Here is a 15,594-nt window from a genome sequence, read left to right as displayed (position 1 = left end):
ATAAGTTGTTTTATTAATCAAATTGATTTCGTTAAACTGCTTGCAACTGAATAAATGTTCAGGTCACAACAACCTCTTAAAGGAGATTATTAGCATGAGTCAACGAGTTCCTAACGTCGTATTTAAAACCCGTGTCCGTGATGAAAGCATCGGTGGAGATAATCCATTCCGTTGGCAGGATGTCACCACTGACGATATCTTCAAAGGCAAAAATATCATCGTATTTGCGTTGCCCGGTGCGTTTACACCAACCTGTTCAAGCACTCATTTGCCGGGTTATGAAGAGCATTACGAAGAACTGAAAGCTAAAGGCATTGATGAAGTTTATTGCCTGTCCGTAAATGACGCCTTTACGATGTTCCAATGGGGTAAACGTCAGGAGGTGAACAAGGTTAAATTGCTTCCAGATGGTAATGGTGAATTTACCCGCGGTATGAACATGCTGGTGAAGAAAGAAAACCTGGGCTTTGGTGAGCGTTCATGGCGTTATTCCATGCACGTAGTTGATGGTGAAATCAAACAATTATTTGCCGAACCCGGCCAAATGGATAATTGCCCTGATGACCCGTTCGAAGTCAGTGGTGTAGACACTATGTTGGATTATCTGAATAAACAATAAACGTGTCAGCCATAAGTCACCGGACCTGGCACTTTTCAGGTCCGGTGTTGTTTTCGATGCTCAGTGGCAAACAGGAGTTTTTTAAAGATGCAATATGATTACGATTTATTTGTGATTGGTGCCGGTTCCGGTGGGGTGCGTGCCAGTCGTATGGCAGCATCCTATGGGGCAAAAGTCGCGGTATGCGAAGATCGTTATCTGGGCGGTACCTGTGTAAATGTGGGTTGTGTCCCGAAAAAACTCTATGTTTACGCTTCTGAATATTCAGCACACTTTACCGATGCCAAAGGCTTTGGCTGGCAAGTCAGTAAACCCGCTTTTGACTGGCCAACCTTACGTGATAACAAAACTCACGAGATAAGTCGTTTGAACGGTGTTTATGAAGGTATTCTGGATCGTGCAGGCGTCGAGATCATCGATGGCAGAGGCAAAATCATTGATGCCCATACTGTTGAAGTCAATGGTAAGAGATTTACCACCGAGCGTATTTTAATCGCTACTGGCGGCTGGCCGTTTGTCCCGGATATTCCAGGTAAAACCCATGCTGTCGATTCGAATGGTATCTTTGATTTAGAAGAGTTCCCGCAACGCCTTGCTGTAGTCGGTGGAGGATATATTGCAGTGGAATTTGCTGGTATTTTTCATGGCTTAGGTGCCCAGGTCACGCAAATTGTTCGTGGCGGCGGTTTATTAAAAGGTTTTGATAAAGAAACCGCCGAGTTTGCTGCAGAGCAAATTCAACAAAATGGTGTGCATATCCGTTTTAATACCGAAGTCACTTCCATCAAGAAACAACAGGATGGCAGTCTGTATTTAACCATGACTGACGGACAGCATATAACCGTTGATGCGGTGTTATTTGCCACTGGCAGAAAACCGCACCTGGACGGGTTAGGGCTGGAAAATGTCAATATTCAGTTGAGTAAAAGCGGGCATATTGATGTTAATGACAGCTTCCAAACGTCTGAACCCAGTATTTATGCCTTGGGAGATGTGACAGGGGGCATCGAGTTAACACCGGTAGCATTAGCCGAAGGTATGGCACTGGCTGGCTATTTGTATGATGAGCAGCCATGTAAAGTGGACTACAGCAATATTGCAACGACCGTATTCTGCCAGCCGAATATTGGAACAGTTGGTATGACCGAAGAGCAGGCACGTCAAGAATATCCGAATGTGTTGAAGTTTCGCTCAAATTTTCGTGCAATGAAACATATCTTGGGTGGTTCTCAAGAGCGTACTTTAATGAAACTGCTGGTTGATGGTGATACTGACAAAGTCCTGGGAGCACACATGGTTGGCGACTCGGCTGGTGAAATTATGCAAGGCATCGCAATTGCAATTAAATGCGGAGCAACCAAAGCAGATTTTGATGCCACCATAGGCATTCATCCCACTGCTGCAGAAGAGTTTGTCACCATGCGGACTCCCGTTAGTGATTAATCAGGAAAATCCTGAGCTGATCCAAGAGATTGACTGAGGTTTTCATTGCCTAATCGCGATAATCTATTACCAAGTCAGCAAAAGCTGATATCAAACAAAGGAGAAATGATTATGTGGACTAAACCAGAATATTCAGACATGCGTTTCGGTTTTGAAGTAACCATGTATATCTGCAACCGTTAATACGCAGTTATTAATCCAAAAAACCTCAGTCTTCGGACTGGGGTTTTTTTTCGCCTGTCCGAAACCTCATCCGTAACATCGGGTCAGATTGTCTGGCCTCATAGACATTGAAACCCCATGACTAAAATTGCAATTATTGGTAGTGGATTAGCCGGCCTGACCGTTGCCCATCGGCTGAAACCCTACGCAGATGTTTACTTATTTGATAAGGCGCATCGAGCCGGTGGAAGACTGGCCTCACGTTCAGCATCGCCCTTTCAATTTGATCACGGTGCACAGTTTTTTACAGTTAAAACCCAGCGTTTTACCGACTTTATTCAACCTTTTATCGAGCAGAAAATCATTGAGCGCTGGGATGCTCATTTTGTCGAATTCGCTGGAACAGAAAAATGCGCAGAACGTCATTGGAATGCCGAATATCCTCATTATGTGGGAAGTCCCGATATGCAGGCGTTTGCTCAGGCACTGGCAGCCCCACTGAATATTCAGTTTAATCAACCCATCACCCATCTTGAACAGCATTGCGGAAAATGGTGTTTATTTCATCACGGAATCCCAATTGCCAATGATTTTGATTGGGTGATCAGCTGTATCCCAGCAAAACAGGCTGTCGATCTGTTACCCGACAAGTTTGCAGACCGCCATGCCATACAGCAGACAAAAATGCTGGCATGTTACGCGTTAATGCTGGGGTTTGATGATCCGCCGACTATCGATTGGCAAGCTGCGCTCGTGCGTGAGGCAATCATCAGCTGGATTTCCGTTAATAGCTCCAAACCAGGCCGATCCAAAGCTTTTTCAATGGTCATACAAGCCAATAATGCCTGGGCTGAACTACACCTGACAGAAGATGATGATCATATTAAACAACTCATGCTTGCTGAAGCAGAACGCATCGTTTGCACCAGTCTCCGTCATGCCATTCATACCGATCTTAAACGCTGGGTATATGCCAATATTCCGGCTCAAACGGGCCAGCAAGCCTATCTGGATGAAACCTTACAATTGGCTGCATGTGGTGATTGGTGTATTCAGGGACGAGTTGAGTCGGCTTTTAGCAGTGCTGATAGTCTTGCACAGCACCTTATTACACACTTGGTTTAATATCGATGTTGCTCAACAAATCGGACGATTGCTGTCAGCAAGGCTCCCTCACCACGTAAGGGTTTCGCTAACTTGGCCACCATGGCGACATGCCCATACTCGTCAAACTCGACCAGTTCAACCGAATTTCCCTGCTGCTTGAGCTTATCGGCTAAACGATAACTGTTGCGTGACAACACCGTACGATCTCGTTTCCCCACCAGCAATAATGTGGGAGGATGCTGCGTGGTGACAAAATTTATTGGCTGACTTTGCCATCGTTGGCTTTCTTCACCAAAAATCTCTTTTAACGTCTCACTTTTTAATGGCAGAAAATCATAAGGTCCAGCTAACCCAATCAGGCCACTCAGCTGTTGCGGCTGCATGTCAACCTGCTGGAGATAAACAGGGTTAAGGGTTAACATTGCTGCAATATGCGCGCCGGCAGAATGTCCAGCAACAAACAGTTGTTCAGGATCGCCGCCAAACTCGGCAATGTGCTCTTTGGTCCAGGCTAACGAGTGAGCTGCATCTTGCAGAAATTCGGGAAACACCACCTCCGGAAAAACCCGGTAATCGGGAATAACCACCATCATGCCCTGCGAAGTGAACGCTTCTGCCACAAATTTATAATCCGCTTTTTCGCCAGCCTCCCAGCCACCGCCATAAAAGAAAATAATGGTTGCGGGTTTTTTTGAGCCCGTTGTCGAGACAGGCTTATAAATATCCAGTTTAAGCCGAGGGTTATCCGCATACACGATATCAGCTTGATGCTGATAACCGGATTGCGGCACCATTGCATTTAATACCGTCACCGGTGAGCAGGCACTGAAAGATAGCGCCGATAAACTGCCAAATAAGGTTTTGATAAGTTGGCGAAACACAAATAATTCCCGAAGTTAACCGAATAACCTGACTAAATGGCTCCTCAGAGGTTCCTCAATATGGTTTATCGCATATAGGAATGCAGCTTGTCGCACACTTTTTGTGCATCTTTGAGGTTACGTTTTGCTCTTTTAACGCGTTTGTCTTCAATCATTGCAATCATGCCTACAATGCCAATCATGCTGGCAATCGCCCCCGCAATCCCGCCAGATAACCAGGCAATAAGCATCGCTAAAATAATTAAACCGAACACTTGAACCACGGTGAATTGAGAAGCCAGTTTTTCCTTTTGACAGGTGGCAAGCTTTTGCTCCCACAAGTGGATCAGCTCAGCCAGCTCGGTTTCACTTAATACATAAAAATTAACGTAATATTCCAGGCCAATAATCTCATCATTGTCATTACGTGAGCTCAAATCGATGGTTTCGGCCATTAATTTTAGTGCGTTATATGTATCTTCATCCTTTTCCATATATCCTCCGTCAGCGGTATGATTTCACTATCGCTCAAGCCCTAACGCAGTCCAGGGCGATTTTTTCCCAAGCTCTGTTTTCACGGAATTTTCACTGTCAGCCAAACAGACTGGATTCATTTAATTTCTACAGGCAATGACAATGACCAAAAAGCTTTTTAAAACATTGGGATATTATTTGTCAGCACTGACATGGATATTCACTGGCACCACTGCCAGCTATGCTGTTCAGCCTACCATGGCCTATGTAGAAAATCTGAAAATTGATCTGCTTTTTGATGATGCGGGCAGCTTTGTTAATCAGCGTGCGGCGGTGATAATTGCCAATCAAGGACTTGCCCAATTTGCCATCATCAATCCCGACGGCGAGATTTTATTTACTGCCGATGAAATTAATGATCTGAATAGTGGTGTGACAGCTTATCGCAAAGGCACGTTATGGGGTGTCGTTGATCGCGATGGCAATACACTGCTTCAGCCAACCTATCCCCGAATTCAATCCTTCAAAGAAGGGTTTGCTGCCTTTCTGAAAGACGGTCAGTGGGGATTTTTGAATGCGGCAGGTAAAGAAGCTATCCCCGCAGATTACAACAAGGTGGGGGTTTTCTCTGAAGGCCTGGCAGGATTTCAACAGAATGCACTTTGGGGTTATATAAACAGTCAGGGTGAAATCGATATCGCCGCCCAATACGATGAAATACATATCTTCAGTGAACAACGTGCAGCCGTCCGGATAGGTGAAAAATGGGGATATATCGATGCTGAGGGTAAACGGATAATTGACCCTCAATTTACACAGGCCAGAGTGTTTCGCGAAAATTTTGCCGCAGTCATGGTGGATGGCAAATGGGGTTATATTACAAAAAATGGCGATTGGTTAATAAAACCCCAATTTGAAGAGGCTAAAGCTTTTAGTGAAGGTTTTGCCGCGATTAAACAAAATGGTCTTTATGGTTTTATCAATTCTGCTGGCGAAATCGCGGTTGAGCCTTATTTTGATGACGCCTGGAGTTTTAGTGAAGGACTTGCCCGGGTAGAAAAAAACGCCATGGTCGGATACCTCAATACCGAGGGAGAGATTGAAATCAAACCTGACTATGTCTGGGCATACTCATTTTCAGAGGGTTTAGCGGTGGTCACCCATAACTATCGACAATACGGCTATATCAACCGTCAAGGCGAAATGGTTATTGAGCCGCAGTTTGAACATGCACAACCATTTCATGAAGGGGTAGCGGCAATTAAAATTCGCGACAAATGGGGCTATATTTCACAAGAATAACGCTTATTTATCTTTGAGAATTATCTCTTCAGCTTCTTCACTTTCCTCATCCAGCCATCGATATAGTGTGCGACGACCAATGCCGAGCAGTGCTGCAGCACGCCGTTTATTACCGTTTACTTCTTTTAGCACTCTATTTATATAACGCTTTTGTAATTGTTCCAGGGTGGGCAGAACGGCACCGGCCAATAAGTCATCATCATGTCTTTGCGTCTCCGCAGTAACGGGCACTTGCTCTGGTGCTTGGCTTTCCATTAATCGAGCAGGTAGGTGCTGAGGCTGTATCCATTCCTCATTACAGAAGGCAAACGCTCTCTCCACGACATTCTGTAATTCTCTGACATTTCCCGGAAAGGCGTAATGTCGAATAATTTCCAGCGCCTTATCACTGAATCCTTGAATTTTTCGGCCTTGAGCCACGACTAATTGTTGCAGAAATTGCTGCGCCAGAATTTCCCGGTCTTCTTCACGGTCGCGTAAGGGCGGCACTGACAATGCAAATGTTTCTAAGCGATAAAATAAATCCTCACGAAAGCTGCCTTCAACCACTTTCTGTTTTAGATCACGATGCGTGGCTGCGATGATCCGCACATCCACCTTTTCTTCTGTATCCTGACCGACCGGGCGAATCGAGCCATCCTGCAATGCTCGTAACAATTTCGCCTGGAGTGCCATGGGCATTTCACCAATCTCATCCAGTAACAGACTGCCGCCATTGGCTTCTTGTAACAAACCTTTACGGGATTTTTTGGCACCGGTAAATGAGCCGGCGGCATGACCAAAAAATTCACTCTCGAGTAATTCCTGGGGAATACCCGCACAATTCACCGCTAAAAAGGGGCTGGCTGCACGATCACTTTCCGCATGTAGTGCTTTGGCCACCAGCTCTTTGCCAGTTCCACTTTCACCATTAATCAATACCGGCCCCTGGGCACGACCAATGACCTTAATCTGTTCAAACAGACTTCGCATAGCTTCACTGCGACCGAACATCTGATGAAAACTGGGTTGCCGGTTGAGTTTACGGAATTGAAACAATTCATCATGTAATTTACGTGTTGCTACCACACGCTCAACGGCCAGCAGAAAATGCTCTAAATCCAATGGCTTGGTCAGGAAATCATCTGCTCCCGCCTGTAATGCCTGAACAGCTTGGCGCACACTGCCAAAAGCAGTGATGACAATCAGCCCCGGTCGTTGCTCTTCCGGCCAGTGGGTCACCACCTGCTCCACAACCTGCATGCCATTACCATCAGGGAGCCGTAAATCTGTCACAATCAATGCAGGTTGATTGAGTTTTAGCCAGTCCAATGCTGGGTGGATTTGATGAAAAATTATCAAACTCCAGCCCTCGGCTTCCAACTCATCGCTAATCAGTCGTGCCAAAGCCTGATCATCTTCAATCAACAGGATAGGTAAATTTTTGTTCTGTTTTGTTGTCATGCGATTGTTCCGGAATCGGTATGCTTCACCAAAGGTAAAATCAGGCTGAATCTAGCCCCACCCAGTGGACTGTCAGTTAACATCACCTCTCCCTGATGTTCTCGTAGAATGCGTTTCACAATCGCCAAGCCCAAACCGCTGCCTTCACCTGGTGCTTTGGTGGTGACAAAGGGCTCAAAAATCTGTTGTTGCTGCTCATCATTAATTCCCGGACCGGCATCATCAATATGAATAATTAACTGCTCATCCCGCTGTTCCCAGGACAGTTCAACCGGTCCATCAGGACAGGCCTGACAGGCATTTCGCAGTAAATTAACCAGTGCCTGTTCTAAACTTAAAGAGTCTCCCCTGACTATGGCGCTGGAGTTTTTTATAAGCCGGATCTGATAACCATGATCAGCCAGTAAAGCCTCTGCCCTCTCTAATAATGAAGTCACATCAAGATCACGCATTTCAGCTCGTGAAGAGCGACCAAAGCTGAGTAATTGTTGAATAATGGATGTCATCCTGGCTGCCTGCTGGCGGATTTCATTTAATTCTTTTATATCATTGTCATTATGCAGGCGTCTTAACAAACGGCTGGCTCGCCCATCCACTACGGTTAACGGGGCACCAAGTTCATGTGCCACCCCAGCCGATAATTGGCCAAGCGCTGCCATGGTTTCGGTTTGTCTGAGCCTTTCTGCCATTTGTTCACGAGCATAACGTTGCTGCGCTTCACTTTCTTCAGCTTGTTCGATGGCATCAAGCATGCCGTTAAGTCCTTTTGCCAACTGGCTGATTTCTATAGGTCCTCGCTCTGCGGCTCGATGATCGCGATCCCCATGACTGACGCGTCGCATGCTCTCGACTAATTTTTGTAGTGGCGTTTCAATAGCCCGCTGATGCGAATAGGTGATTACACCCAGGATGATTAATGACACCAGCCCAAAGCCACCCCAAGCCCAATATTTTAATTCGGTTAATTCACGATCAATATCGCTGCGTCGCCGTGTTACCTGAAGCAAACCATTCGGCTGTCCGGTCGCGTCAAACAATGGCATAAAAAACGAATATACATTCTGGCCGCGGATCCGTTCATATTGAGCAAACTCACCCTGAACGATTTGTTCAAGTGCATCTGTTGCCTGCTCTTTGGTGGGATTAACCACACCAAAGCTACTTAAACGCTTGCCTTTGGCATCAAATAAATAAGCCCCATACACCTCGGTGATACCAAATACCGAAGCCATACTATTCTGTAATTGATCCAAATCTTCCCGTTCCAATGCCTGCGATACCGGGAGATGAATAGTTCTGGCCACTTGTTGAAGATCTCGCTGCATCCGTTCTTCGATAAACTGTCCCACCATAGAAAGTCCAATCGCCAATATTGCTGCCAAAACCAACAATACCGGCAAAGCGACTTGCATAATCAGCACTAAGCGGAGATTGCTAAAAATCGAAGGAAATCGCATCTTTAGACCCTTTCATGGAATTTGAACTAATGACACATGGGCCAAAATGACACACCAATAGTGTGTCGGTCAAGCTATTAACCTGGGCGATGAAAATAAACAAATTCATTATTTTGTTTTAATTCATTGACTTATGTTTTTTCGAAGTTTTTGGCATAGAACTCGCAACATTGACATTGTGTTTCATAATCAATAAAGGAAAACACCATGAAAAAAACAGCCACATTAGTTTCTATCTTAATGGCATTAGGTTTGAGTACTTCTGCAATGGCAGAGCAAGGTACACAAGCACCACAAGCTGCACCACAACAAGCCCCTATGCCTGAATCTAATCAAGCTGCTGATTTCAGTGAAGCTGATTTGAAAAAATTTGCTGATGTTCAGGAAGATTTAGAAGGTATTCGTAGTGAATATTCCGGCCGTCTGGAAAGCACAGAAGATCCAGACCAAGCAGCCCAATTACAACAAGAAGCGAGCCAGAAAATGGTTCAAACGGTGCAAGACACCGGTTTAGATGTCGAAACTTACAGTAATATTGCTTTGGCCATCCAAAGTGATCCTGAGTTGCGCAATAAAGTGCAATCTATGCTGAACTAATTTCGTTTCAGCTTCGTTTGTTGTGGAAAGGCCGGGGTTCTCCCGGCCTTTTTATTACTGCGTTATTTAACTTTGAATCGATAGGCTAATAAATACAATGCTGGCAAAACCAGCAGCGTTAACAGCGTAGACGAGATAATCCCCCCCACCACCACTGTGGCTAAAGGTCGCTGAACTTCTGCACCTGTTCCGGTATTTAACGCCATTGGCAGAAATCCCAATCCGGCGACCAATGCGGTCATCAATACCGGCCTTAACCGTTGCATTGCTCCCTGAAAAACCGATTCCATCAATGCTAACCCCTGCCCACGCAGCTGTCGGATAAATGTCAACATCACCACGCCGTTTAAGACGGCTATACCTGATAAAGCAATAAACCCCACAGCTGCAGAAATAGATAACGGCATATCCCTTAATATCAGTGCAATCAGCCCACCGGTTAATGCCATTGGTACACCGGTAAAAATCAGCAAAGTATCTTTGAATGAATTAAATACACTGAACAATAACATCAGGATCAGCAACAATGTTACAGGCACCACAATCATCAGTCGCTTGCTGGCCGATTCCAATTGTTCAAAGGTTCCACCATATTCCAGCCAGTACCCGGCTGGCAAATTGAGCTGTTGGGCATTCTGCTGTACATCCGCTATAAAAGATCCCAAATCCCTATCCACCACATTGGCACTGATAATGACATGACGTTTGCCACTTTCACGGTTTATCTGATTGGGGCCGCTGATCGCTTTAATATCCGCAATCTCACCCAACGGCACATAAGATAAATCCGGATCATCACTGTCAGGTAACGCGATCGGCAGTTTAGCCAGGCGATCGGGATTCTTACGTATCTCATCCTCTAACCGAACCACGATTCGGAAACGTTTATCCCCTTCATAAATCAAGCCGGCAGAGGTGCCGCCTATCGCTGTTTGAATGCTTTGCTGCAGACTGGCGATATCCAACCCCAACAGAGCGAGATGATCACGTTGTGGCTCAATGGATAGCATCGGCAAACCGGTCAGTTGTTCCATCCTTACATCTGCAGCGCCAGTAACACCTGACAACATTTGCTCAGTCTGACCGCCCAGTTGATAAAGTGTCTGCAAATCATCTCCATAAATTCGTAATGCCACGTCTGCCCGTACACCGGCAATCAATTCATTGAAACGCATTTCAATCGGCTGGGTGAATTCATAGAGGTTTCCCGGCACTGCTTCAACAGCTTCACGTAATTCTGCCAGAAACTCTGCCTTGCTCAAATGCGGCTCAGGCCATTGCTCGACGGGTTGCAAAATAATAAACGTATCAGCAACACTTGGTGGCATCGGATCAGTGGCAATATCCGGCGTACCAATTTTCGAGTACACATGTTTAACCTGTGGAAACTCGGCGATCACCGATTCAAGCTGGTTTTGCATCGCCACAGATTGTTCCAGTCCGGTACCGGTGACACGCAATGCATGCAAAGCGATATCCCCTTCATCCAGTTGTGGCAGAAACTCGCTGCCTAAACGCGAACCATAATAAACTGTGATACTGACCAACAGCGTGGCCAGCAATACAATTATAAATGGCAGGCGTAAAGAGAGACTCAACAGCGGCCGATAAATCCAGCGCGCCATTCGCATAATGGGGTTTTCCAGTTCGGCCACCTTGCCAGTGATCAATATCGCCACAGCCGCTGGCACAAAAGTCACCGCGAATATCAAAGCCCCGGTTAAGGCAGCCACCACAGTAAACGCCATGGGATGAAACATTTTTCCTTCAACACCACTGAGGGCAAAAATCGGCAGATACACCAGCATGATAATAAACATGCCAAAGACCGCGGGATTAAACACCTCCCGGGTACTCTCAATCACTTCCGCCAAGCGTTCCTGCAAGCTTAATAAACGCCCCAGACGCTGCTGTGCCAGACCCAATCGGCGCAAGGCATTTTCCACCACAATTACCGCACCATCGACTATCAGTCCAAAATCAATCGCTCCCAGACTCATCAGATTGCCCGATACTTTGTTACTGACCATACCCGTAATGGCAAATAACATACTTAACGGAATGACCAGCGCGGTTATTAATGCAGCCCGGATATTTCCCAGCAATAAAAACAACACCACAATGACCAGTACAGCTCCCTCGAACAGATTTTTTTGTACCGTTTTAAGGGTTTTATCCACTAATGTGGTTCGGTCATATACCGCTTTCGCCACAACGCCTTCCGGCAAGCTTTGGTTTACTTGTTCCAGGCGTTCAGCAACCGCTCTGGCGACCACTCGACTGTTTTCACCAATCAGCATAAATGCTGTGCCTAAAACTGTTTCTTTTCCATCCTGGGTCGCAGCGCCGGTGCGTAACTGTTTTCCGTAAAACACTTCGGCCACATCCGATATCCGGATCGGCGTGTCATCACGCTTGGTAATAACCACATTTCGAATATCTTCCAGAGAAGTTAACTGACCTGGAGAACGTACCAGCCACTGTTCGCCATTACGTTCAATATAACCGGCACCAGCATTCTGATTGTTGCGAATTAATGCCTCGCTCAGTTCGGCCAGGCTGACTTTATAAGCCAGCAGTTTGGCTGGATCGGGGGCAACCTGGTATTCACGTTCGTAACCACCAATGCTATTGATCTCAGTTACACCAGGCACTTTTACCATTTGCGGACGGATAATCCAGTCCTGAATGGTACGTAAATCTTCTGCCGTATATTCTGTTCCATCGGCTTTCAACGCACCTGATTTCGCACGCACACTGTAGGTAAACACCTCTCCCAAACCAGTGGCGATCGGTCCCATCTGCGGTTCTATGCCAACAGGTAACGCACTGCGAATACCCTGCAGGCGTTCGTTTATCAACTGCCTGGCAAGATAAATATCCGTATCTTCTTTAAACACCACGGTGACCTGAGATAACCCATAACGTGATAAAGAACGGGTGTAATCGAGATTGGGTAAGCCAGCCATCGCATTTTCAACGCTATAGGTAATTCGCTGTTCAACCTCCAACGGGGAATACCCTTCTGCTTCGGTATTAATCTGCACCTGAACATTGGTAATATCCGGCACAGCATCAATATTAAGCTGAAAAATATTGTAAGCGCCCACTCCGGCAATAAGCATTGTTATAAAAAGCACTAACCATCGACGCTCGACAGAAAATTTTACAATAAAGTTAATCATCTTCTGCTCCTAGTGATCATGGGTGGCGCCGGATTTAAGCACCTCCGCCTTGAGCAGAAAACTGTTTGTCGTCACATACTGGCTACCTGGTTTTAATCCGGAAAGCACTTCGATATAGTCCGCCCCCTGTTTGCCAAAAGTGAGCATTCTGACTTCAAACGTATTGCCATAACGGACAAACACCACCGGCATATCCCGGTAACTTTGAATGGCGCTGTGTTTTACTGCCAGCTCAGCAGGGTATTGTTCAACTAGCACTTCAGCGTTGACATGCATACCAGGACGCCAATGACCCTCTGCATTGGTAATTTCAGCCCGCGCGCGGGCAATGTGTCCGCCGGTCATCTTGGGAGAGATGTAACTGATTTTTCCCTCAGCTGATTCATGTTGATGCAAATCCTTCACCTTGACCGGCATACCGACCTGTAATTGTTCGATATCGGCTGGGAACATCGACAGCTCAACCCAGACTCGGGATAAATCACTGACTTCCAGTAAACTGCCCATATCACTGTGGTCACCGGCATTGGCCATACGCTGTGTGACCTCACCGTTGGCCGGACTGCGGATAGAGTAGCTTTGTAAAGTGGTTTGATTACGTACAGTCACTAGCACCTGACCTTTTTTGACCTTATCGCCGGTACTGACCATCACCGACTCAATAATGCCGGGATACGGCGCATGTACCCGATACTGACGGTCCTCCGCTACGCTGACTACACCGTAAAGGGAATTGGTTATGGATAAGGTTTGCGGTCCAGCTGGCTCTGTTTCTATTCCTGTCAGCGTTATCATGCGATCAGTTATCATGCTGCGACCTTCAAAACTGTCATAGTGCCAATGGTGGGACTTTCCCTGATATTCGGCTTCCACAATCACTTCAAATGAATGTGGCTCGTCTATTACCGTATCCCCTAGCAGATAATCAGCTTCGGCCGTAAAGTCGATAAGATTCTGTTCCTCGTCCAGCCGCGTTAACGTTACCGTCAAATTGATCTGCTGAGGATCGACTGGCTTTCCATTTTCATAGGCATAAACCCGCATTTCCGGCGGTACGCCTTGTTCATAAATGGTTATTTCCACCGCAAAGTTTTCATTTTCCAATAACCTTCCACCATGCGGTCCTTCCAGGGTTTCTTCATGATCATGCTGTTCTTTATGAGCATGATCGGTCGCCGCTAGGACCACTGAACTCGACAGTGCCAGCAGGCTAAAAAATAAGGTGATTAATTTCATCGGACTATTCCTGATAACTGGCAGTAAAGATTGAGCGGCTTAAAGGCATCCCGGTTAACCGCTCCAACTCTAATAACTGTGTATGTACAGCGGTTTGTGCTTCAATCAGATCACGTTCAACTGTAAACGCTTCGATTTGAGCATCAATCCATTGCAAGACATTGTATTGACCAGCTTGATAACCAGTTTCGGTTTGCTTTAACAGTGCCTGTGTTAATGGAATCAGCGTTTGTTGTAACCGTTCAATTTGCTGATGGTTGTTGAACATGGCCTGATAGATTTCCAATAAGGCCATCCGCAATTCAGTTTGTGTCAGCTGTTGCTGCAACACGCCGGCTTCATACTCCGCATGGGCAGCGGCTATATTGCCTTGATTACGGTCGTATAACTGTAATGGCATCGAAAAACTGAATACCAGTGCATTGTCATTTTGGCCTTCCAACCGTCTAATCCCGGCACCGAAACTGACATCCGCTTTCGACTTTGCCTCACTAAGACGTAACTGCGCCTCGCGCAAACGAATTAAAGTGTGGCTTTGTAAAAATTGAGGAGACTGCAAAATGGCTTGTTCCAGTGCCGACTGCTCCGGCAACACTGGCAGTTGCTGTAATTGGCCTTCCAGCTCGGCAAAATCGACTTCTTCACCCCAGCTGGCAGCGACTTGCTGATAAGCAAGTTTGCGTTGACCATTTAGCTGTTGCTGTCTGGACTCAGAGCGTTCAAGCAACAGTTGCATACGTAAAACATCTGCCTGACCGACCGCTCCGGCGGCAGCACGTTGTTGTATAACCTCCAGGGCCTGCTGCTCAATCTGAATACGCCTTTGATTCCAGCTTATCAATGCATCTATCCGTAACGCCTGCAGATACTTGGCGGTTACCTCAGATAGTGTGTCCAGCCGCTGAATCTCGAATTGCTGTTGCAATTGGCTGGATTTGGCATCGACCAGATCGACGCGTTTCTGGCGTTTATCGCCCATTTCAATAAGCTGGCTTAACGATAAAGTTAATTCCGCACCGGAAAGACCCCGGCTATTGCCGGTGCCCAGCACATTTTCCAAATCTGCCTGTAATTGCGGATTGGGTGGCAACCCGGCTTGTAGTTTCTGCGCTTCAAGCGCTCGCTGTTGATAGGGAAACTGCTGTAATCTCGGACTCTGCAATAAGGTGCGTTCCAGCGCTGTGGCCAAATCGAGACTCGCACGACTCTCGGCACGCACTGCAACAGTCCATAATAATAACGCGGCAATGAGCAGCGCCATCAATCCCCTGTTCACAAACGGATTCATTTGATATTTCATGATGAACTCCATAACACCACCCGCTGAAGCAGGCAGCAAAACAAAAAGTTGTTTAAAACGTTATGGAATTAAGCGTTGGGGGGCGGTAACAGAGGGGAATAATACAAAGTCACCAGCTGACTGCTGCTGGTGTTGGCAACGGCATCAGCCGTCCGGGCCTGAAAAAATAGTGAATAACTGACTAAATCCGCAACCAGGTGCAAATGGAGCTGATGATCATGATCAATATCCTCATGCTGATAGCCATGATCAGCATGACTATGCGCAATACTCAAATGAGCTGAATAATGATCGTCTGGGAGATGAGCCACAGACGCAGTAACGCCACTGACCATCAATAATTTGATGATAACAAAGATAGCGGTCAGTATGCGTAAGCGGTTAGTCATTAATCAATTCTAGCGTGATT

The 15,594-nt window shown here is 46.3% G+C and carries 14 protein-coding genes; 6 read left to right on the top strand and 8 right to left on the bottom strand.

Annotation, left to right across the window (positions count from 1 at the left end; translation table 11 throughout):
- Positions 1–94: 94 nt before the first annotated feature.
- The 4 genes from LGT40_RS14970 (at position 95) to LGT40_RS14955 (ending at position 3,349) form a co-directional block, all read left to right on the top strand.
- Complete coding sequence (locus LGT40_RS14970) at positions 95–619, top strand: peroxiredoxin (protein ID WP_226076162.1); 525 nt, start codon at positions 95–97, stop codon at positions 617–619.
- 87 nt (positions 620–706) lie between these two features.
- Complete coding sequence (gorA, locus tag LGT40_RS14965) at positions 707–2,062, top strand: glutathione-disulfide reductase (protein WP_226076160.1); 1,356 nt, start codon at positions 707–709, stop codon at positions 2,060–2,062.
- A gap of 111 nt (positions 2,063–2,173) precedes the next feature.
- Positions 2,174–2,245, top strand: coding sequence for a pyrroloquinoline quinone precursor peptide PqqA (gene pqqA / locus LGT40_RS14960; protein WP_081443609.1), 72 nt, complete (start codon positions 2,174–2,176; stop codon positions 2,243–2,245).
- Between the two features lie 117 nt (positions 2,246–2,362).
- Positions 2,363–3,349: an NAD(P)/FAD-dependent oxidoreductase gene (locus LGT40_RS14955; RefSeq protein WP_226076157.1), complete on the top strand. Its 987-nt coding sequence runs from the start codon at positions 2,363–2,365 to the stop codon at positions 3,347–3,349.
- Here LGT40_RS14955 and LGT40_RS14950 read toward each other — a convergent pair.
- Positions 3,346–4,212, bottom strand: coding sequence for an alpha/beta hydrolase (locus tag LGT40_RS14950; RefSeq protein WP_226076154.1), 867 nt, complete (start codon positions 4,210–4,212; stop codon positions 3,346–3,348). The two genes, LGT40_RS14955 and LGT40_RS14950, sit on opposite strands and share 4 nt — an antisense overlap.
- Positions 4,213–4,277: 65 nt before the next feature.
- Positions 4,278–4,685 (bottom strand): hypothetical protein, encoded by a 408-nt coding sequence (locus tag LGT40_RS14945; protein WP_226076151.1) that lies wholly within the window; start codon positions 4,683–4,685, stop codon positions 4,278–4,280.
- Positions 4,686–4,827: 142 nt separating this feature from the next.
- On the opposite strand from LGT40_RS14945, the gene LGT40_RS14940 reads away from it, so the two are divergent.
- Positions 4,828–5,967, top strand: coding sequence for a WG repeat-containing protein (locus LGT40_RS14940; protein WP_226076149.1), 1,140 nt, complete (start codon positions 4,828–4,830; stop codon positions 5,965–5,967).
- A 3-nt stretch (positions 5,968–5,970) separates the two neighbouring features.
- Here the strand turns inward: LGT40_RS14940 and LGT40_RS14935 are convergent, their stop codons facing one another.
- A complete protein-coding gene (locus LGT40_RS14935; protein ID WP_226076147.1) occupies positions 5,971–7,410 on the bottom strand; it encodes a sigma-54-dependent transcriptional regulator in 1,440 nt (479 codons plus the stop codon).
- Complete coding sequence (locus LGT40_RS14930) at positions 7,407–8,867, bottom strand: sensor histidine kinase (RefSeq protein WP_226076145.1); 1,461 nt, start codon at positions 8,865–8,867, stop codon at positions 7,407–7,409. Before LGT40_RS14930 ends, LGT40_RS14935 begins: the two co-directional genes overlap by 4 nt.
- A gap of 207 nt (positions 8,868–9,074) precedes the next feature.
- Between LGT40_RS14930 and LGT40_RS14925 the strand changes: the two genes are divergently transcribed.
- Complete coding sequence (locus tag LGT40_RS14925) at positions 9,075–9,464, top strand: DUF4168 domain-containing protein (protein ID WP_226076143.1); 390 nt, start codon at positions 9,075–9,077, stop codon at positions 9,462–9,464.
- 62 nt (positions 9,465–9,526) lie between these two features.
- Here LGT40_RS14925 and LGT40_RS14920 read toward each other — a convergent pair whose 3' ends face one another.
- The 4 genes from LGT40_RS14920 to LGT40_RS14905 form a co-directional block, all read right to left on the bottom strand.
- On the bottom strand, positions 9,527–12,649 hold the full coding sequence (locus tag LGT40_RS14920) for an efflux RND transporter permease subunit (RefSeq protein WP_226076141.1): 3,123 nt from the start codon (positions 12,647–12,649) through the stop codon (positions 9,527–9,529).
- Between the two features lie 9 nt (positions 12,650–12,658).
- Complete coding sequence (locus LGT40_RS14915) at positions 12,659–13,885, bottom strand: efflux RND transporter periplasmic adaptor subunit (protein ID WP_226076139.1); 1,227 nt, start codon at positions 13,883–13,885, stop codon at positions 12,659–12,661.
- 4 nt (positions 13,886–13,889) lie between these two features.
- Positions 13,890–15,185, bottom strand: coding sequence for a TolC family protein (locus LGT40_RS14910; RefSeq protein ID WP_226076137.1), 1,296 nt, complete (start codon positions 15,183–15,185; stop codon positions 13,890–13,892).
- A 68-nt stretch (positions 15,186–15,253) separates the two neighbouring features.
- Positions 15,254–15,574, bottom strand: coding sequence for a hypothetical protein (locus LGT40_RS14905; RefSeq protein ID WP_226076135.1), 321 nt, complete (start codon positions 15,572–15,574; stop codon positions 15,254–15,256).
- Positions 15,575–15,594: the final 20 nt, after the last annotated feature.

The sequence above is a fragment of the Methylophaga pinxianii genome, assembly GCF_020447225.1.
Taxonomy (GTDB): domain Bacteria; phylum Pseudomonadota; class Gammaproteobacteria; order Nitrosococcales; family Methylophagaceae; genus Methylophaga; species Methylophaga pinxianii.
This window is presented reverse-complemented; position numbering and strand designations above follow the sequence as displayed.